Origin of the sequence: Mesotoga sp. BH458_6_3_2_1, from assembly GCF_003664995.1 — a bacterium.
Lineage (GTDB): Bacteria > Thermotogota > Thermotogae > Petrotogales > Kosmotogaceae > Mesotoga.
Genome location: NZ_JFHL01000027.1, coordinates 72,703 through 91,285, shown reverse-complemented (window position 1 = coordinate 91,285; position 18,583 = coordinate 72,703). Strand labels below are relative to the sequence as shown.

The 18,583-nt window shown below is 47.5% G+C and carries 18 protein-coding genes; 13 read left to right on the top strand and 5 right to left on the bottom strand.

Annotated features, from left to right (window positions below):
* Window positions 1-659 precede the first annotated feature (659 nt).
* Entirely contained in the window at window positions 660-833 is a 174-nt protein-coding gene (locus tag Y697_RS14765; RefSeq protein WP_183083815.1) for a hypothetical protein, read from the bottom strand.
* A 287-nt stretch (window positions 834-1,120) separates the two neighbouring features.
* On the opposite strand from Y697_RS14765, the gene Y697_RS12710 reads away from it, so the two are divergent.
* The 7 genes from Y697_RS12710 (at window position 1,121) to Y697_RS12675 (ending at window position 7,614) form a co-directional block, all read left to right on the top strand.
* Window positions 1,121-1,738 (top strand): fibronectin type III domain-containing protein, encoded by a 618-nt coding sequence (locus Y697_RS12710; RefSeq protein WP_121552129.1) that lies wholly within the window; start codon window positions 1,121-1,123, stop codon window positions 1,736-1,738.
* 509 nt (window positions 1,739-2,247) lie between these two features.
* Complete coding sequence (locus Y697_RS12700) at window positions 2,248-2,988, top strand: GntR family transcriptional regulator (protein WP_121552125.1); 741 nt, start codon at window positions 2,248-2,250, stop codon at window positions 2,986-2,988.
* A gap of 30 nt (window positions 2,989-3,018) precedes the next feature.
* Complete coding sequence (locus Y697_RS12695; RefSeq protein WP_121552123.1) at window positions 3,019-4,263, top strand: extracellular solute-binding protein; 1,245 nt, start codon at window positions 3,019-3,021, stop codon at window positions 4,261-4,263.
* A 48-nt stretch (window positions 4,264-4,311) separates the two neighbouring features.
* Window positions 4,312-5,178, top strand: a complete 867-nt coding sequence (locus Y697_RS12690; RefSeq protein WP_006489216.1) for a carbohydrate ABC transporter permease — start codon at window positions 4,312-4,314, stop codon at window positions 5,176-5,178.
* Between the two features lie 9 nt (window positions 5,179-5,187).
* Window positions 5,188-6,030, top strand: coding sequence for a carbohydrate ABC transporter permease (locus Y697_RS12685; protein WP_121552121.1), 843 nt, complete (start codon window positions 5,188-5,190; stop codon window positions 6,028-6,030).
* 4 nt (window positions 6,031-6,034) lie between these two features.
* Entirely contained in the window at window positions 6,035-6,856 is an 822-nt protein-coding gene (locus Y697_RS12680) for a nucleoside phosphorylase (RefSeq protein WP_121552120.1), read from the top strand.
* Window positions 6,853-7,614, top strand: coding sequence for an SDR family NAD(P)-dependent oxidoreductase (locus Y697_RS12675; RefSeq protein WP_121552118.1), 762 nt, complete (start codon window positions 6,853-6,855; stop codon window positions 7,612-7,614). The genes Y697_RS12680 and Y697_RS12675 overlap by 4 nt, the downstream gene beginning before the upstream one ends.
* A gap of 71 nt (window positions 7,615-7,685) precedes the next feature.
* Here Y697_RS12675 and eis read toward each other — a convergent pair whose 3' ends face one another.
* On the bottom strand, window positions 7,686-8,870 hold the full coding sequence (gene eis, locus Y697_RS12670; protein ID WP_259462559.1) for an enhanced intracellular survival protein Eis: 1,185 nt from the start codon (window positions 8,868-8,870) through the stop codon (window positions 7,686-7,688).
* 30 nt (window positions 8,871-8,900) lie between these two features.
* Between eis and Y697_RS14760 the strand changes: the two genes are divergently transcribed.
* The gene (locus tag Y697_RS14760; protein ID WP_183083817.1) at window positions 8,901-9,050 is read left to right on the top strand and encodes a hypothetical protein; all 150 of its coding nucleotides are present in this window, start codon (window positions 8,901-8,903) and stop codon (window positions 9,048-9,050) included.
* Between the two features lie 989 nt (window positions 9,051-10,039).
* On the opposite strand, the gene Y697_RS12665 is transcribed toward Y697_RS14760, so the two are convergent.
* Complete coding sequence (locus Y697_RS12665; protein ID WP_121552114.1) at window positions 10,040-10,885, bottom strand: formate/nitrite transporter family protein; 846 nt, start codon at window positions 10,883-10,885, stop codon at window positions 10,040-10,042.
* A 331-nt stretch (window positions 10,886-11,216) separates the two neighbouring features.
* Here Y697_RS12665 and Y697_RS12660 point away from each other — a divergent pair, with 331 nt between their 5' ends.
* From Y697_RS12660 to Y697_RS12640, 5 genes are all read left to right on the top strand, one after another.
* Window positions 11,217-11,489: a hypothetical protein gene (locus Y697_RS12660; RefSeq protein WP_121552112.1), complete on the top strand. Its 273-nt coding sequence runs from the start codon at window positions 11,217-11,219 to the stop codon at window positions 11,487-11,489.
* A gap of 755 nt (window positions 11,490-12,244) precedes the next feature.
* Entirely contained in the window at window positions 12,245-12,394 is a 150-nt protein-coding gene (locus Y697_RS14755; protein WP_183083814.1) for a hypothetical protein, read from the top strand.
* A 318-nt stretch (window positions 12,395-12,712) separates the two neighbouring features.
* Window positions 12,713-14,311: a tetratricopeptide repeat-containing diguanylate cyclase gene (locus Y697_RS12650; RefSeq protein WP_121552135.1), complete on the top strand. Its 1,599-nt coding sequence runs from the start codon at window positions 12,713-12,715 to the stop codon at window positions 14,309-14,311.
* A 536-nt stretch (window positions 14,312-14,847) separates the two neighbouring features.
* Complete coding sequence (locus tag Y697_RS12645; protein ID WP_121552110.1) at window positions 14,848-15,090, top strand: hypothetical protein; 243 nt, start codon at window positions 14,848-14,850, stop codon at window positions 15,088-15,090.
* Complete coding sequence (locus Y697_RS12640) at window positions 15,077-15,514, top strand: MarR family winged helix-turn-helix transcriptional regulator (RefSeq protein ID WP_121552108.1); 438 nt, start codon at window positions 15,077-15,079, stop codon at window positions 15,512-15,514. Before Y697_RS12645 ends, Y697_RS12640 begins: the two co-directional genes overlap by 14 nt.
* A gap of 18 nt (window positions 15,515-15,532) precedes the next feature.
* On the opposite strand, the gene Y697_RS12635 is transcribed toward Y697_RS12640, so the two are convergent.
* A complete protein-coding gene (locus Y697_RS12635; protein WP_121552106.1) occupies window positions 15,533-16,771 on the bottom strand; it encodes an anaerobic sulfatase maturase in 1,239 nt (412 codons plus the stop codon).
* A 40-nt stretch (window positions 16,772-16,811) separates the two neighbouring features.
* Entirely contained in the window at window positions 16,812-18,536 is a 1,725-nt protein-coding gene (locus Y697_RS12630) for an arylsulfatase (RefSeq protein WP_259462558.1), read from the bottom strand.
* Window positions 18,537-18,583 lie beyond the last annotated feature (47 nt).

Here is an 18,583-nt window from a genome sequence, read left to right as displayed (position 1 = left end):
GTTCACAGTCCCCATCCCAAACGCGGTCCCCCCCGCTCAAGCGGGGATTTAAGAAGCGAGGAAAAACGCGGTCGGGTGTTGGAAAGAGCAAAGGAACTGGTTGGCCCTTGAATGGTTCTCTGTTCGCCGAGGAGAGTTGTGAAGCAATAGCATCGAGATTCCGACCAGGAGCTTTGTCGGAATGACGGAATTGGGTGTTTTCGGAATAACCGTTAGTTATCATCCCACTGAGCCTGCCTTGGAAACCTGCCCCAATCAGCCTGTCCTGAAATGATCTTGTTCAGGGCTCCTGTTTGGGGTCTCCTGTTCAGGGTCATCCCGAACTTGTTTCGGGATCTGGGTTTTTCAAGAACCGTGGTTGGGGGTCGGAGGCTGGTGGCTCGTAAGAGCAAGAGACACCGCTTGACCGTTGAGCGGTTCTCCGTTCGCCGGGAAGAACCGTGAAGCAAGCGCATCGAGATTCCGACCAGGAGCTTTGTCGGAATGACGGAATCTGGCCTTTGGGAATAACCATTCGCTGTCATCCCGAACTTGTTTCGGGATCTGGTTTTGAACCAATCGGGGCTGCAGGTAGGTGGTTGCAGGTTCGAAAAGAGCTACGGAACACAATATGCTGAAAATTGTTCATGATGTTAGTATGTGATGTTTGATCTTGATCTTCATACGTCTACCCTCATACCTCTGACCTCTTCAGTTTTTTTGAGCTTATCGAAGGACAGGCTCTTCTTGGAGGACCGTTGACGGACAACGTGGTTTTCATCAGCGACCAGCGGGTTCTCCGCTTTTAAGGGTTCAGCGATCTTTCTGCCCTCGAAACGTAACTGACCGCTCAAAGCGCGACTAGCCTCCGACAAGGGTAGAGATGGATCACCGAAGGTGACTGACTTCTCCATTTCTCGTCTTCTCGGTGAGCGCAGCAAACTCTCAGCTGATCTTATCTGACGAATACGTTTTTCTTAACTCGTTCGCCAAATAGTCAGCAAAGGACACACTGGCCGCAAGCACCCGAATCGGTCAACGGTGTTCTAAAATGTATAAGGAGATGTTTAGCATAGAGATATTCACTTTTCAGATTAACTAGAGATCTCATCTCCTAATTTGGATTGCGGAGGAGAATGAGATGAAGAGTTTTCGATTGACTGTGGTTGTTTTGCTCACTTTGTTATTTCTTACGGCCTGTCCAATCAAGAACAGCAAGCCTGAATGGGGCGTCATAGAAACGATTGTCGAGAATATTGGAGAGCTAATCCAGATAAACCTTGCCAACTATTGTTCAGATCCGGACGGCCATCTTCTATCATACAGTCTCATCGGAGGACCGGGAACCGTTTCAGGCAGTCTATATGAATGGACGGTCAGTGGACCACTGGGCGATATTGCAGTTACTATAAGAGCAGAAGACGAGAAGGAAGCGTCATCTGACAAGACATTCACAGTAACGGTCAAGTCATTCCCCAACGTTCCCTCGAACCCTTCTCCGGCAAATGGCGCGAAGGATACGGATTTAGAAGTGACCTTGTCCTGGGAAGGCGGAGACCCCGACGGGGATGCGGTATTGTACGATTTATACCTTTCTACTTCCCACAATCCTTCCCTTTTCAGATCGAATCGAACTACCAACAGCTATATCAAAAGCGGCCTACTGCCTAACACAACATACTACTGGAAGATTGCTGCAAAGAACGAGGGCTCACAACCCGTAATTGGTCCGGTATGGAGTTTCACAACAAGAAAGTAATCTCATCCAGTTGAACATCATTTTGAAACTCATTAAGACGACAGATTTTTTGAGAATCTTCAAGCATTGTCATCCGGTAATGGTTTTGTAAGGATTTAGGGTTCTTAGGTCTCCTGCATCAAGTACTACTGCGTCCCACCTATTCTGGGGTCGCTTTCTCCTCTTGCCCTCTTCTCTGAGGTTGGCGAACCTTCGACGGATAACTTCTACTAAGTCTAGTCTTCTCTTTGCGAAGCTCTCGACAATGTTCTTTCTCGATTGACAGTTTCGAAATATTTGGATGCTCTCGATGGGGCACGGAGGACCGTGATGATTGACCTGAGAAGGCCTCCTTCCGAGAGCAGTTTGCGTCTTATATTTTATGATAGCCTCACTTCCGCCTCTCACGAATAACAGCGAACCAACGACGTACAACTTCGAACTATAATGTTTCCGAAATCTTTGTTTCTGAACGTGAATAGTGTATATTAAGTTGTAGGACATCCTACAACAATGAAGAGGCGATGTGAATGAAAGAGATAGGGATCGACCACAGTCCCCATACTTCACTTTCGGGAAAGATTCATAACGAACTAAGAAGACTGATACTGAATGGTGAACTCAAAGCTGGGGAGAGACTGCCCTCGGAACCCGATCTTGCTCATGAGCTTGGTGTTAGCAGAAATTCCCTAAGAGAGGCTATCGGTCTTCTCCAAAAGGAAGGTTTGCTGCTCAAAAAGCATGGAATTGGGACATTCGTTACCGATAGATATCCGATCATCAGGGGAGGAATCGAGAGGTTATCAAGCATCGGTAGCTTCATCGAATCGCAGGGCCATTCTGCCCGAAGTGAGATAATTCGATTCGATCAATGTGTCTGCGAAGAGAGAATCTGCGAGTTCCTGGGCCTTGAAGAAAACAGTTTGGTATATGTTCTTGAAACCACCAAATACGCTTCAGAAATCCCCGTTGCCGTTTGCATTGATTACATTCCAAAGTCTATAGTGGAAGAGATAGATCCCAACATAATCTACAATTCTGTATTTGAGGGACTGGGCAGACACTATAATATCGATATCAGGTACGCAGAATGCGATCTGATTCCCACAAGTTGTGACGAGATTCTATCTGAGAGGCTCAAGGTCGAATCGGGTACCTCAGTTCTCTTGCTCGAACAGATTCATTACGATGTTTTGGATAGAAAAGTTCTATATTCGAAGAGTTACTTTCCGTCAGGAAAATTCACTTTCAAGCTCATTAGAAGACGTTGAGACAGGTAGCTCAACAGGAGGTGTAGGGAAATGAGAAAGCTTTTACTGGTAATCGTTCTATTACTGGGCGTTATGCTTTCAGCCACAACCATTGAGGTCCTATGGATGGGATGGCCCCAGGATCAGGTTATGCAGCTCGTCAATGCGTTCAAAGAAGAGACCGGAATCGACGTGGATATTCAACTGGTCCCCTTTGGCCAGCTTTTCCAGACGATCGAAGTCCGACTGGCGGCTGGCGACGGTACGCCGGATGTGTACATAGTGGATGGCCCAAACACGGCCTCTTATGCGGCACGAGGCTATCTCCTTCCTCTTGATGAACACTTCAGCGATGAGGAGATGTCTGCGTGGTTCGATGCCTCTATTGAAGAGGGCAGCTACCGGGGCACTTTCTACTCGGTTCCTTACGGAACCTCATCGGCTGGCATATTCTACAATAAAGCTATTTTCGAGGAATACGACGTTCCCTTCCTGCCGGAGACAATAGAAGAGAGACTTACGTGGGAAGAGGTGGCCGAAATTGCGAAGAGACTCACCAAAGACACGAATGGTGACGGGCTGACAGACATCTGGGGCCTTGTGATTGAGCAAATAGATAGGCCGTATCTAATTTTCCCCATGGTTCAGTCTCTAGGCGCGAAGGTTCTTTCCGACGACGGACTTGTATCTCAGGGATATATCACTTCAGATGAGTTCATTGAAGGAACCAATTTCTACTCGAAGCTCTTCAACGAATGGAAGGTAAGCCCCCAGGGTCTCAGCGACTCGGCCATTTCACGCGAGTATTTTGGAACTGGTAGGGCCGCAATGATGCTTGGAAACGAGTGGAACATTAGAAGAATGCTCCAGTACCCCGATCTGGATTACGGACTCTCCCCCTTTCCCTATTTCGAGGGCGGAGTTGCAGTAACCCCAACAGGCAGCTGGCATGTTGGAATTAACTCCAAAACAAAGAAGATTGAGGAGGCTCTAGCCTTCACAAAGTATATTACCGGCAAGGAAGCTGTAATCACCTGGCACAAGCTGAATGGTATAGCGCCAGCAAGATCAGATGTATACGAGGCCCTTCCCGAGGTTTTCGATAACCCAATGTGGCAGCTCTTCGTCAAAGAGATGGAGACCACCGCAGTCCCGAGACCTAGAACACCTGGCTACTCGCAGTACGAGCTTATGCTGAGGGAGGCATTCAATTCTATTCACTACGGTGCCGATCCAAGAAGCACTCTCGAAGAGGTCGCCGTACGAATCGACAGAGAACTTAGAAAGTACAGATAGTTTTCCAGGGATCGTGCTTGAATTTAGATTATTCCGGATGGTGTGCAGATGTTTCGAAATAACAAAGTAGCGTGGCTTTTTGTTCTGCCCGCGCTGACATTTCTTCTTGTGTTCAAGATCTGGCCAATAGGCGTCTCGGTTATTGAGAGCCTTACTATGACGAGTTTCACTGGAACAAAGTCATTCGTAGGGTTCGAAAACTACGAATACCTCTTCAAGCACGATCCCGTCTTCTGGAAATCTTTTTCCGTTACTCTCTTCTACTCTATAATCGTAAATCCACTGATTGTCCTGACCTCATTGTTGATGGCGCTGCTTCTGAATTCCAGCCACTTCTTCACCAAGTTCTTCAGGACTGTCTTCTTCTTGCCGGCGGCGATTTCCTTCGCCGTTGTGTCAGTAATCTGGATGATAGTCCTCGATCCATATAACGGGCTGGCGAACAGCTTTCTGACCATGTTCGGCTTCAAACCTCAGCCCTTCTTCGCCTCTCCCGATCAGGCTCTTTGGGGGCTGATACTTCTTAACGTCTGGAGAAGCTCGGGATACTGGATGATGTACTTTATTGCGGGACTGCAGAATATTCCCGAGACGCTGTACGAAGCTGCCGAGATCGACGGGGCATCAACTTTGAAGAAGACTTTCAAGATTACGCTGCCTCTTCTAACAAGGACTATTTCATTTGTTCTCGTTGCAAATACGGCCTTCAATTTTCTTAGTTTCGCGCCGGTTTACATAATTACCAAGGGTGGCCCCATGGGCTCGACAAATCTCCTGATGTACGAGTCTTACAAGAGCGCCTTCGTAAATCTCGACATGGGAAGGGCCTCTGCGATAACTACGATCTTGTTGGGAATCATCCTTGTTTTCAGTTTCTTCGAGCTTAGGTTTACCAGAGCTCGATTCGAGTATTGAGGTGGAATCATGAAGAAGCGAAGCCTTTGGAAAACACTAATTCTCTTTGCCGTTCTCGGCATTATAAGCCTCTTCTTTCTGATCCCACTGATCTGGGTTGTTGCATCCGCTTTGAGGCCTGCCAGTCCGCTCTACGAGTACGCCAATCCTCTGACCTGGAAAAGTTTCATTCCAACTGAACCGACGCTGGAGAATTTCGTACATATATTTGTCAACCTCAACTTTGGTAGGGCTCTCATGAACAGCCTTTTCGTTTCAGTGTCGACCATAGTCCTTACGGTCCTGGTCGCCTCCATGGCAGGCTTTGCACTTGCGAAGTTCGAATTCAGAGGCAAAGCTGCGCTCTTTACAATAGTGCTGATTACCTTTATGGTTCCATTCGAGTCCATTGTCATTCCGCTATATATACTCATAAAGCAGCTACGTATAGACAACACATACTGGGCGCTTATTCTTCCAGGCGTGGCCAACGGCCTTGCGATATTCCTTTTCAGACAGTTCTTCTCTGAAGTGCCTTCAGAGATCATGGAAGCGGCAAGAATAGACGGCGCGTCCTGGTTCAGAATCTACTGGAGGATCGTTCTTCCGCTGAGCGTTCCGGCCATAGTAACGGTAATCGTAATGGTATTCATGTTCCAGTGGAACTCGCTGTTCTGGCCTCTTGTAGCAACCCATTCAAGTAGATTCGAAGTTGTACAGGTAGCCATCGCCGCACATAGATCAACGGAAAACACAAGTTGGGCAAATCTCTTCAGCTCGGCCATCGCCGGCAGTCTTCCGCCGGTAATTCTCTTCCTCTTCCTCCAGAAGTACTTCGTAAGGGGGATAAGCGGAACGGGATTGAAAGGATGATTTCATGAATAATTCTAAGAAGGCGAAAAACCACTTGCAGATTGCCAGCGACTCTATTCCCGAGATAGCTCTTCTGCCCGGTGATCCGGCAAGAGTATACGAAATCGGAGAGTGTCTGAGCAATGTGGAGGAAATAGGAAACAACAGAGACTACATAACTATTACCGGAACCTATAAAGGCCTGCCACTTACTGTATGTTCAAGCGGAATCGGAGGACCCTCGACTGAGATCGCGGTGGTCGAGCTAAACAGGCTGGGCGTTAAGACAATCATCCGTGTCGGAACCTCCGGAGGACTTGCCAACGATGTGAACCCGGGAGACTTGATCGTGCTTTCGAGCTGCATAAGATACTCGGGAACAGCAAATCTCTTCATTCCGGAGAACTTCCCCGCCGTAGCCGATTACCGGCTACTTACGGCGTTGATCTCAGCCTGTGAAGAGGCTGGTGTGGTCTATCACGTGGGAATCGGTCTTTCACTCGATTCCTTCTATGCAACAAAGCCTGATCTCTTGAGAGAAGACTTCCCATCATCCATCTACAGAAAACTTAAAGAATGGATCGCAGCAGGCGCTTTACAGCTAGACATGGAAGCGGCTACTCTCTATGTGCTTTCTTCTCTTCTGAAGATCAACGCCGCCGCCATATGCACCGCAGGATCCAACATCTCGCGAGGTGAGAGACCAAAGACTCCTCCTTCGAATGAAAACGCTATAATAGCAGCCTGCGAAGCGGCTTACAAGTTCAATAACTGGAAAGACATTTCGATTAAGCGGGGGAGGAGTTTCACCCTTCCTCCGATTGCAAGCGGGGGTAACGAACAATGAGTGAGAGACTGATCGGAAAGACGGCCCTCATTTTCGGAGCGGGCAGAGTTGGAAGCTCCGCTGCCAATGCATTTGTAAACGAGGGTGCAAAGGTTATTCTGCTGGACAGAGACGAGGAAAGGCTCGAAGCTTTGAAGAAGAAACTTGAAGAATCGAGAAAGGGATTCTGTTCGACGATATGCGCAAACATTTACAGTCAAAGAAATGTGGATGAGATATCAGATCTACTGGAAGAAAAGACATGGAAGGTCGACATCCTTCTTAACTGCCCAGCCTATATATACAGGGCACCATTTGTCGATCACCCAATAGAAGAGATTGACAGGCAGTGGCATATCAATGTTAGGATAGTCTTCATGTTGTCGCAGGTTGTTGCTAAGCTGATGTCGAAAAACGGCGGTGGAAAGATCATCAACCTGGCCTCGGTCGGAGGCCTCTTTCCAGAAAAGGAACACGCAGGCCACTGCGCAGCAAAAGCGGGGATTATTGCGATTTCGAAGGTAATGGCACTCGAACTAGCCTCGGCCAATATTCAGGTAAACGTTATTGCCCCCGGTCCAACAGAGACCGTTCCATTTACTTCTCCCTTCTATTTTCAACATCCCGAAGTACTGAAAAGAATAGAGGAAAAGACTCCGGCCGGAAGGATTGGTCATCCCGAAGACCATACAGGACTAATAGTATTCCTGGCTTCGGATGAATCGAACTGGATAACGGGCCAGGTGATAATGTCCGACGGTGGACTTGGTCTGGTGTGAATCTTCAAAACACAGGCGAATAAGTATGCCCCGCATCGAGCCGGGGCATATTCATTGGTGTCAGGATAATACTAGAAGTGCTGAAGCTCGAAGGGCAAGCTCTTCGGAAGATCCTGACCTTTGTAGCCGTCCGATACCTTAACCCTGCCGAACTCTATCATCTCTTTGAAGTCTGTGGTCCCGCCAACAACCGAAGACAAAGTCGCAATATCACACTCAAGATCAAAAGAGTCACTCGGCGAGAAGCTAAGTTCTCCATTCTCAACGCATAGTTCGAAAACTCCGTCGTTCCAGGATGCCTGACTGTCGTCGATTTTGATTCCGACCCGTATGTCCGGAGCGTCGATTCTCAGACCGTTTAGTAGCTGGAGGTCTAAGATTCTGATCATAGTCCTGGGTACTATCTTCATCTCGGACGGCCTTTCCTTTAGATACGGCCAGAGAAGGAAATCAGGCGGAAGGAAGGCGTGGATCTGATCGATCTGAAGAGAAAGACCTTTCAAAAAACGGAACATTGCATGCCTAGTTGCCACATCGTCCGCAAGGAAAATCGTGACTACAAACTTAAGTCCTCTGTCCTTGTCGAAGTTATCGTAGAGAAAGACATAGCGGAGCATCCCTGTAGTTTTTCCTTCTCTTTTGAACTTCACGAATTTCTTGCAAACATCGTAATCGGTTCGGAACTCGAAATCGCTTTTCCACATCTCTTCGTCTCTCAAGATCATGCTGTAGTGACTGCTTGCGTACTCGTTGTAGAACTCCCTGATTTCGCCGTCGGCATCTTCCATCTCCTCAATCTTCACTTCGACCTTCTGATCGGGAAGATCTATAGAACCTGGGGAGAACTTCGCCCTTAGCATAGTGTCAAACTCCTCCCATCCGAGCTTTCTGTAGAAGCTCCTGCTAAAGGGATAGAGCAGAGATACTGCCTGCCCCTTCTCTTTCATGGTCTCGAGTGATTTCTCCAGAAGGAATTTGACTGCGCCCTTACCCCTGTAAAGGGGACTTGTACACACGTTGCCGATTCCACCCATCGGAATGACGGAATCTCTGAGTCGCATCTTCAAAGAAAGTAGAAGATACTCGGCGGCAAGAGTAGAACCATCATAGGCCCCAAAGGGGTCCCTTAGATCGTTACTGAAGATCTCACCAGCATGTTTCGAAGCGACTTTCATCCAATTTTCTGGAATACCGAAAGAGAATTTCATAAGATCAAGATAATCCTTCTGATTGCTTATTCTCCTGCATTCAAACATCATTTCACCATCCCTGAATGTGGTGTAAGAATGATAGCATATCGTGTGAAGACCGTGGCTGGGGGTAGCAGGTTGGTGGCATCAGGATCAGAAGTGATGCTTCCTCCGGCAGGAAGCGAGGCTCGCTGGCGCGAGGAAGTGATGCCCGGAAGGACATCCGGAGAAATTGGACTATTTTGAAACATCAGACGCAAGGCGCCGAAGATCATCGGCGGACGCAAGGCCGGCAATTTCATCCCGGGACGCAGGGCTGGCAAAGATCATGCCAGGACGAAATGCCCGCTTCGCGGGGAAAGAGCCACGTCTAGGAACGGGTGTGAAACAGAAGAGCGGGTTATTAGGAACGGGTTAAGAAAACCGGGTTATGAGAATCGGGTTAGGAAGAACAAGATGCTGAATCAAGTTCAGACGAATTTGCGGGCTAATTCGGAGAACGTGGGATCGCTGACGGACAACGTTGTCTTGAGAGTGTTCAGCGGTTTTTTTGTTCCTAAGCGTAGAGCGGTGTCTAATGTGATCCCTCGCAGAGGCATCACGGGATGACAAAGTGAGTGGATTTTGGGGCAGGCTCTACGGGATGGTGCGCGGGGATATTACGGGATGATACAACAAGTTTTCGGGGCATAATTCTCTCCCTTAGAGTAACTGAAAAGCTCCTGTTCAGGATCTGGGCTTCTGAGAAACCGTGACCGGTGGTAGCGGGTTGGGGGTTGGAAAGAGCAAAGGATCAGTTGCAAGATCCAAGTTGTGAGTTGTAAAAAAGGCCGGGGTCGGAGATTGGTGGTTGGAGGTTTGTAAAGCGAAAGATACTGGTTCAGTTCTCCCTTCTCCGAATAAGAAACCTGTTCTTCTTTCCAGAGAAAGAATCTGTTCTTCGTTTTTGGTCAAAACCGTGAAGCAAGAGTACCAAGATTCCGAACAAAAGCTTTGTCGGAATGACGACATCTGGCCTTTTCGCAATAACCGTTACTTGTTATCCCACCGAGCCTGCCCAAATGAGCCTGAGCTCCTGTTTGGGGCTCCTGTTAAGGGCTATTCCAAACTTGTTTTGAGATCTGGGCGTCGACCTCACTATTAAATTAAGTACGCTGCTGCTTCTTATTACTCCTCTGATAACTGAGCAAACATTTACTTACAGCTTCTCTGAAGCTTTCAGCCCAAAACCATAATTATCGTGATGATTTTCCCTTTCTCAAGTAGACAAACCAATAGATTGTACCAACAAAGAAAGCGCCGCCTACGATGTTTCCAAGCGTCACCGGTATTAGATTTCTCGTGAAGAGAGTACCCCAGTTGAGATTAGCGATCTGTTCAGCACTGACTCCAAGAGAAATCGCGGCCTGGGCGAACTCTTCATTCGCCTTTGCGAGAATTCCTGCGGGAATGTAGTACATATTGGCCACGGAATGTTCAAAGCCCGAGGTAATGAAAAGCCATATCGGGAAAAAGATGGCGAGAATTTTGCCGGCTATGTCTTTGGATGCGGATGCCATCCAAATGGCTATGCAAACGAGCCAGTTGCACAAAATCCCCATAAAGAAGGCGCTTTCGAAACTGAGACCCGTCTTATAGACCGCAATCTTGATTGTAAAGCCGCCCAGCAGGCCTTCGGAAAAGCCGAGCTGGCCTGAATGGAGAATAAAGTAAGCTATGAGTAAGGAACCCACAAAGTTTCCTAAGTAAACGAAGAGCCAGTTCCTGAACATAGAAACCCATTTCGACTTCCTTCGCAGACAGGAAATGACAATAAGACTGTTACCCGTGAAAAGCTCCGCTCCGGAAATGACTACCATCATAAGGCCCGTCGCGAATAATGCACCTGCTAGGGTCTTGGAAAGTCCCACTGAATCGATAGTGTGTATCGCTACGTTGGAACCCTGCGCAGCAAAGGCAATGTATGCACCTCCCAGAATACCCAGCAAGAATTCCTTTACGAAAGTCAAATTGGTTCTTGCAGAACCTATTTTGACAAGACTCTCTGCGTTTTCTGAAGGACTTAGAATAGACCTTTCCATTATGAAAACCCCCTGTAATCTATACCGCGGAAACCATTTGCACGAAACTTCGCGAAAAGCAGTTAATGATGAGGGACGCTTACATGTTATCACACAGAAAGAGCTGCAGCTATAAGAATCAGTGTGAGGATCTTACTTAAGAACGCAGTATCGATGCTTTTTTCTGATGAAAGAATCAGTTGCAAGATGCAAGCACAAAAAAAAAGAGGTTAGGAGTTAGGGGTTCGTAGCCCTTCAAATCTCTAAGCAATCTCTAAGCGGCTTTTAAGCGGGCTCCAAGAAACGGGCCGTAGACTGAGAATGTACCAAAAATCATATGGAGGTGTAAGAGATGAAAAAGATAGTGTTGATTACGATAGCAGTTCTTCTGATCGGTGGAATGACATTGGCAGTAGGTTACGGAACGAAAGCGATGCAGAGAAGTCAGGATACTACTTGTGAGAACTTCGTAGATGCAGACGGCGACGGAATAAATGACAACTGCCCGAATGACGGTGTAAGAGAGTTGAAGAATGCCCAGGACGGAACAGGCTACAGGCACGGAGCTTCTGGCGAAAAGGGACCGGGACTCGGCAGAGGATTCGGAAAAGCAGCACAGCTGTAAAAGATAAAACCCCTACTAATTCAAGTCAAGGGCCCGAAAGGGCCCTTGTTCTTATAATAATTAAATTGGAACAACAGTATTCCAAACTCACTCACTCCTCAGCTTTCCTTGTTCTGTCATCCCGAACTTGTTTCGGGATCTGGTTTTGAACCGCTCGGGGTTGCAGGTAGGTTGCTGCAGGTTCGAAAAGAGCTATGGAACGCAAGATGCTGAAACAAGTTCAGCATGACGGAATGTGGCGTTTTCGGGATTACCAAACGTCATCATCATGACGGTGTTTTTTCGAGGACTTGTAGCATCGTTATCAAGACGCGGTTTTCGGAATAACCATTCGCTGTCATCCCGAACTTGTTTCGGGATCTGGTTTTGAACCGATCGGGGCTGCAGGTAGGTGGTTGCAGGTTCGAAAAGAGCTATGGAACGCAAGATGCTGAAACAAGTTCAGCATGACGGAATGTGGCGTTTTCGGGATTACCAAACGTCATCATCATGACGGTGTTTTTTCGAGGACTTGTAGCATCGTTATCAAGACGCGGTTTTCGGAATAACCATTCGCTGTCATCCCGAACTTGTTTCGGGATCTGGGCTTTCGAAGACCGTGGACGGGGGTAGCGGGTTGGTCGTAGGAAGAGCAACAAAACTGGTTCACCGTTCTCCGAGGAGAATCTGTTATTCCAGAGCAAGGATCTGTTCTTCGTTCTTGGTCAAAATCGTGAAGCAATAGTATCGAGATTCCGACCAGGAGCTTTGTCGGAATGACGGAATTGGGCGTTTTCGGAATAACCATTCGCTGTCATCCCGAACTTGTTTCGGGATCTGGGTTTTCACCGCTCGGCAGGGACGGAGAACCGTTGACGGTGGACCTGAGAAGGCTTCCTGCGAAGCAGCCTCACTTCCCCGGATGATCTTCCGGGCATCACTTCCGCCGGGATCTTTTGGCGCATCACTTCCTGGGATGCTCTTCCCAGCATCACTTCTCAATGGAGTCGGCATTGCGTCCAATGTTCTGTAAGGGCATCGCTTCCCGACGCAGTCGGCCTCCCCTCCTGTCGAAGCCTAATGACTGTTCGCATTGAATGGCATGAATTTGCTTCGCAAATGTGGCATAAATTTCAATCATATGAAATAACATTGTGTGATCATGTAATAAATCATGCAATCGAACAATTTTGAAGTCACTCTCTGTTTGTTTGCAAGCGCTTTCAATTTCTGTATCGTTGAAGATGAACAAAGAATTTTGCGCGGCAGATGTGCAGGAGACAATGATGACCGAGAAGAGATCGATCGAAGGGATTATGAAAGCCTATTCAGAAGTCCCCGATGAGGATTTCAGACAAAAGCTCAAGATCTTGAATGAGCTTTCTCAGACTATGTTCAAAGAGGGCAAGCCTCTTCTCGCATCGGAGACTGTTAAAGCCGAGCTTTCTAGAATTGAAGCACCGGCATGTATCGAGCTGGCAAACATTACGCATAACATGATTAAGTACTCATGCGTTGTGGGCAATTACGATGCATCTATCGAGTATGCATTGAAGGCAGTTGATCTTTTCAAGCAGTTCGGAACGGCCGACGATGTCAACGACGTGATCGGAAACATTGGTGGTGTATATGTCTACTTGGAGCGTTTTGAAGAATCCCTCGAGTACACCGACAAGGCTCTAGAATACGCTAGAACAATAGATGATGATCTCGCGGTAGCTAACTTTCTGAACAATAAGGCCGTCGCGTTGAAAAGTCTGAAAAGATTTGAAGAAGCCATGGATTGCTTGAACAAGGCGATTGAAATAAAGCTCTCTCTAGGAAAAAAAGCAGATCTCTGCAACAGCTATTTCAATCTCTCCGAAGTGCTGATCAGCGCAGAAAGGTATGACGAAGTTCCCGCGATCTTCAAGAAGGTCGAACCCCTAGTCAAAGAAATCGAAGATCCTGCAGGGTCTGCGGAATTCGATCTTCTTAAGACTCAGTATTACATGGGAACCGGGAGTTATGCAGAGGCTCTGGAAAAAATCGATAATTATATAAAGTTCCAGAAAGAGTCTGGAAGCATATCCAAAGTGCCTAACGCACTAAGAAGAAAGATTGAAATTCATGAAGAGCTTGGTGAAGAGGGGCTGGCTCTCGAAACCTACAGGGGACTTGACCTCCTGTCCCAAAGAATTTACAAGGAAACCTGCAGCGCAAGAGCCGCTGAGCTGGCGGCTTCATTCAGATTTCAGCAGAAGATGCACGAAATACAGTTACTGAGCAATCAGAACTTAGAACTTCAGGAAGCAAAGACAACTATCGAAAAGCAATATGAAGAACTTCTAGAAATCGACAGCAAGCTAAAGAAGGCAAATGAGCTGCTTGAGAAACAGGCCGAGATAGATCCATTGACCGGTCTCCTCAACCAGAAGAAGATGTATCCCATAATAGAAAGAGAGATAGAGAGAGCCTCACGATACGGAGCTCCTCTATCCATGATCATGATAGATCTTGACAACTTCAAAAACGTCAACGATACTTACGGTCACTTGCAGGGGGACATCCTTCTCAAGAATGTGGCGGGCATAATCAGGTCTTCTCTAAGAAAGGTTGACTTTGTTTTCAGGTATGGTGGCGAGGAATTTCTTGTTCTTCTGCCCTCAAGCGATTTGCAAATGGCAAGTTCTACCGCAGATCGTCTCCGGGAGAAGCTGGCCGATACCACAGATCCTAAAGTGACAATGAGCGCTGGTGTCTCCATCTGGTCAGGTGAAGATGCGACTCACTTCATTCAGAAGACCGACCACCTTTTGTACGAAGCGAAAGGAAGAGGAAAGAACAGAGTCGAAGCCGAATAGTATTGTTTTCATCTGGGGTCACGGTTGAAATCAAGCAATGAGCTCCCATTCAATTCATACGAACCACAGTCTAATTCTAAAACAAGTAATGGCGGGAATTTCACAGATGAGTTTCTTTCGATTATTTTGCTCCTCGCATCAAGTGGCTCACCGAATCCTTAGAGTAAACAAAAAAGAGTCCCTCAGGTAAAATCAACTTTCGCCAAAGAAAGTTCTGCACAGTTCGACTAACCCCGGAATAGCATACGCCCTGCTATCTCTAGCTGAAGCAATTGCTTAAAGAGTGCTTTAGCTTGGGAAAAGCTAGCGTTTCCTAACAATAACAGAGTCTTATCACTCATTTAATACTAATTATTATAATCATAGTTATTATTAATATCGGTATTTAATGAAGAAGGTGAATCCGATATGAGTGACTGCCCATGCAGAAAAACGAAGTGCGAGTTCCACGGTGTATGCGACAGATGCCGGGAAAAACACGAAAGACTCGGGTCGCTTCCTGCATGTGAAAGGAAGAGAAGGAGGAGTCGGAAGAAATGAGAAAACTGATCAACCGCATCCTGTTGGCTGTGGCGCTTTCTCCGCTCGTACCAGCGATTGTCACGCTTTTCCCGTGGGAAGCTTCAAAGCCAAACTGCGTCGGCTACTACTCTGTTTGCTCTTTTGCACCGTATAGCTCCATTATTCTTGCAGGGATTGCGTTTGCTACTCTAGGACTTGTTATAGCAACCAAGAGGCTGCTGAAGATGTTTCTGAGGTTGTCCGATGATCTTCGATGACAAGATAGGAGGCCTATTTGAGAGAATCGCTTCGTTGCACATAAACCTCAGCAAACATGCACGGCTTGCCCTGGAACCTCTGGGTATTACCTACCCACAGTTCGGCGCACTGCTCGTTCTTTCAAGCCGAGGAGAGATGACCCAGAAGCAGCTCTCCTCATATCTCGAAACGGACACAACGAACACCATGGTGATATGTGTCGGACTTGAGAAGAAGCAGCTTATAACGAGAGAACAGTCCTCTGAGGACAAGCGGGCAAACATCGTCTCGATGACAGCTAAGGGAAGAGAGATATTTCAAAAGTCAATGGCAGTGCTTGGAGAGATCTATGGCCCGATTGCCAATTCAATTTCGGAAAAGGAAAGAGATACGGTCAACACGATCCTGGATAAGTTACTTGAATCACTGAACACACTTCGGTAAGATAAGTTCCGGACTCTTTCACTTTCTCGACCGATACTCTTCGGCAAGCTTTTTCATGTATGGATCTATATGGGAGAAGTATTTTTTCAGTCCGGGGCAAAGGTAGTTCAGTCCCGGTTCTCCATCTGGCGTTTTGACAAATCTGTTTTTCGGGCATTCTCCGTGACAGGCGAAAAGGTATTCACACTTGTTGCAGTATTCCGGCAGTGTGGCAGCTTTCGAAACCCCGAAGACAGTCTGTGCTGTCGAAGTCACCATTTCGAGCAACCTCCGGTCCTTAATGTTTCCGAGCCTGTGCTCGGGATAGACAAAGTGATCGCAGGAGTACAGGCTTCCATCGGTCTCCAGCGCAAGTGCCTTTCCGCAAGTTTCAGAGAAGATGCACAACGATGCCTCCATCCCGAGCCACTGGGCAAGGGCACACTCAAAGAGGAAGACAAAGACTTTGCCAATATCCTCCCTGTACCAGATATCGAAAACCCCGTTGAGAAAACTCCCGTAGTCTTCAGGAACGACCGACCAGTCGGCAACGAGCGAACCGTGCTTACCTGGCAGGGCTTCAATAGATCCTGTAATCGGCATACTGTCTTCGGGAATGAATGTAGTGGGCGAACTTCTGAATACCTTCGGTTCTGAGATAGGGATGAACTGCATTCTGGTTGAACCAGCTGTATCCCTCAAAAAGCGATACACCTCTCCAGGATACTTCGCGTTTATTCTGTTAACCACGGTCAGGGTATTGAAGGGAATTTCGTACTTGTGCAAAAGCCTTATGGCATTGAAAACCTTCTGGAAGGTTGGGCCACCGCTCCTGGTCTTTCTGTAGACGTTATGCAGTCTCTCCGGCCCGTCGATGCTTATTCCAACGAGAAAGTTGTTTTCTTTGAGAAACGAGCACCACTTTTCATCCAGCAGGGTTCCGTTTGTCTGGAGATCGTTGGCAATCTTCTTGCCCGGAGGACAGTAAAGCCTCTCGTAATCGACAACCTTTTTGAAGAAGTCGATTCCAAGTAGTGTGGGCTCCCCTCCCTGCCAGGTGAAGACTATCTCTGGAACCGTCTGTGAGTTGATGTACTCATAGATGAACCTCTCAAGAACCTCGTCGCTTATAACGTTTCTGCTGTTTATAAGCTCCTGTTTATGCAAATAAAAGCAGTAGGCACAGTCGAGATTGCATAGGGCTCCCGTGGGTTTGACCATAACGTGAAACGCATTTATACTTTCTCTCGTTCTCCTATCGACTGCGCCCTCTGCCATTTACTGCTCTCCCTCTATGCGAGCTATTTCCTTGTTCGTTCTAGTGACCCGTAATGATTTTAACTACAGGTGGATATTCACGGAATGTGTCAATATGTTTCTTCATGGCTTCCAAGAAGAGATCTGTGAAAACCAGTTTTCTTATAGAGACGTTGTGTTCTTCCTTCGGATCCAGATAGAGATTGTACAGGTGATAATAAGGGAAGGCCATTATGTAACCGGTAAAGCCTCCGGGATTAACGATTCCCTCTCCCGAATCCGATTCGGCAAACTGTACGTATTTGTACTCGGCTACCCTTACGGCGGAGAAGTAGCTCATAAGCCAGTAGTAGATGTACTTCCTGTTTGTGAGTCCCTCCTCGGCCAGGAGGAATGAAGTCTGGTCTACTCCGTCGATAAACCTGTCTGTAGGGATAGAATCGGCTGCGCCTGCAAGTGTAAGGCATGTATTGAAGATATCGGCAATATCGAAGAGGCCGTCGGAGGCCCGTCCAGGTTCTATCATTCCCTTCCAGTAGAAGATTGCCGGTACTCTGACGCCACCTTCCCAGGTTGAACCTTTCGCACCTCTAAACGGCGAATAGGCGCTGTCCGGCCATGATTCCATCTCTGGGCCGTTGTCGGATGCAATGAAAATCAGCGTGTTCTCGAGTTGTCCAGTTCTCTCGAGCGCTGCGACCAGCTCACCCAGTATATCGTCAAGTTCGACTATTGTGTCTTTGTAAACCTGCTTGGCCGGAGACGACCCCTCATACTCGTCTCTGGGATAGTTGTCAAAGTGAGCTCCCCTCGTGCAGTGGTAAAGGAAGAACGGCTGGTCGCTATCGGCCATCTTTTCAATAAATTCAATCGAGTAGTCTTTCCAGTACTCGTCTAGATGTGAAGATACCTCGATATTTATCTCTTTAATCTGTTCGATGGTGCCGCCCTTTTCTGCGTGAACCCAGTACTTCTCGAAAGCCCACTCACGTATCATCTCGGTTCTCTCTTCGCTGTTGGCAATTTCGGGGTAGAAGTATGGATCCCGCCACTCTGTGTACAGGTCCGACACACTGAGGAAACCTGAGAAGTCATCAAATCCAACGTTTTGAGGCTGAGAACCGGGATTCTCTCCCATGTGCCATTTTCCAACAGCTTGAGTAACGTAGCCGGCATCGCTCAACAACTGGGCAAGTGTAACGGCATTTGTCAGTCCTCCGGGCTCGTTGTACAGCGTTGGCCTTAGTATCCCATGCCTGACTGGGAGCTGTCCCGTAAGAAGAGTCGCCCTGGTTGGTGAAGAAGAAGGTTGTGAATAAGCAGAAGTAAGCATGAGTCCGTCTCTTGCAAGTGCATCCATGTTTGGAGTCGGCGCTCCTACAGCGACACCTCCACCATAAACACCAAGGTCCCCCCAACCGACATCATCCATTAGGTACACAAGTATGTTGGGCCGTTTCCCAGTTCTGCTCTCAAACTCGGCCAGCTTCGCCATGGCTTCTTCTCTCTGCTCCGGATGAGGTATTACCTCCTCCAGATTCGGGGCAGGCTTCACGGTTTCGAGCGGCATAGTGTCTTCATAGTTGGCCGCAAGCGCAGAAGTGAGAGCGAGAGCGCTTCCGGTGGCTCCAATAATCACTTTTCTAAATAGCCTGGAACTTTGAACTTCCATACAACCATCTCCTCTTGAATTCACTTTCTGAATAACCTTCTTGGAAGTGGAAAACCACGGAACAAGTCTCGAAAGCGGCATTCCGAGATCGCTCTCGGATAACCTTATCGGCATAGAAGAAGACAATAGATGATAGTTCATATAGTCACAAGATAAATGCC